1 pseudogene is annotated in these 1,397 nt (G+C 59.6%); it reads right to left on the bottom strand.

What is annotated here, in order from left to right:
- Positions 1-1,397: pseudogene (locus tag BLU58_RS15930) on the bottom strand (collagen-like protein); the annotation flags it as partial.

The following is a 1,397-nucleotide window of genomic DNA, read 5'->3' as shown; positions in this document are numbered from 1 at the left end:
GTCGATCCTTGAGGCCCAGTAACGCCCTGAGGTCCCGTAACGCCTTGAGGTCCAGTCGATCCTTGAGGTCCCGTAACGCCTTGAGGTCCGATAACGCCTTGAGGCCCAGTCGATCCCTGAGGTCCCGTAACGCCCTGAGGTCCCGTGTCTCCCTGAGGTCCAGTAACGCCTTGGGGTCCCGTAACGCCTTGAGGTCCCGTCGATCCTTGAGATCCCGTATCACCTTGGGGTCCAGTTGGTCCTTGAGGTCCAGTTGGTCCTTGAGGTCCCGTGTCTCCCTGAGGTCCAGTCGATCCTTGAGGCCCAGTATCACCTTGAGGTCCCGTCGATCCTTGAGGTCCCGTGTCTCCCTGAGGTCCAGTCGATCCTTGAGGCCCAGTATCACCTTGAGGCCCAGTATCACCTTGAGGTCCCGTAACGCCTTGAGGTCCCGTATTGCCTTGGGGTCCAGTTGGTCCTTGAGGTCCCGTGTCTCCCTGAGGTCCCGTCGATCCTTGAGGCCCAGTATCACCTTGAGGCCCAGTATCACCTTGAGGCCCAGTAACGCCTTGAGGCCCAGTATCACCTTGAGGTCCAGTATCACCTTGGGGTCCAGTTGGTCCTTGAGGTCCCGTGTCCCCCTGAGGTCCCGTCGATCCTTGAGGCCCAGTATCACCTTGAGGTCCCGTATCACCTTGGGGTCCAGTTGGTCCTTGAGGTCCCGTAACGCCTTGAGGTCCCGTAACGCCTTGGGGTCCCGTAACGCCTTGGGGTCCCGTGACGCCTTGAGGTCCCGTAACGCCTTGAGGTCCCGTATCACCTTGGGGTCCAGTTGGTCCTTGAGGTCCAGTATCACCTTGGGGTCCAGTTGGTCCTTGAGGTCCCGTATCGCCTTGAGGCCCAGTAACGCCTTGGGGTCCAGTCGATCCTTGAGGCCCAGTAACGCCTTGAGGTCCCGTATTGCCTTGGGGTCCAGTTGGTCCTTGAGGTCCCGTGTCTCCCTGAGGTCCAGTCGGTCCCTGAGGCCCAGTAACGCCTTGAGGCCCAGTATCACCTTGAGGTCCAGTATCACCTTGAGGTCCAGTATCACCTTGAGGTCCAGTATCACCTTGAGGTCCAGTAACGCCTTGAGGCCCCGTGACTCCTTGAGATCCCGTATCGCCTTGAGGTCCCGTCGATCCTTGAGGTCCAGTATCACCTTGAGGCCCAGTGTTCCCTTGAGGTCCAGTATCACCTTGAGGTCCAGTCGATCCTTGAGGCCCAGTAACGCCCTGAGGTCCCGTAACGCCTTGAGGTCCAGTCGATCCTTGAGGTCCCGTAACGCCTTGAGGTCCGATAACGCCTTGAGGCCCAGTCGATCCCTGAGGTCCCGTAACGCCCTGAGGTCCCGTGTCTCCCTGAGGTCCAGTAACGCCTTG

Origin of the sequence: Thermoactinomyces sp. DSM 45892, assembly GCF_900107305.1 — a bacterium.
GTDB lineage: Bacteria > Bacillota > Bacilli > Thermoactinomycetales > Thermoactinomycetaceae > Baia.
Note: the sequence above shows the minus strand (reverse complement) of the source record. Positions and strands in the feature narration are given on the sequence as shown.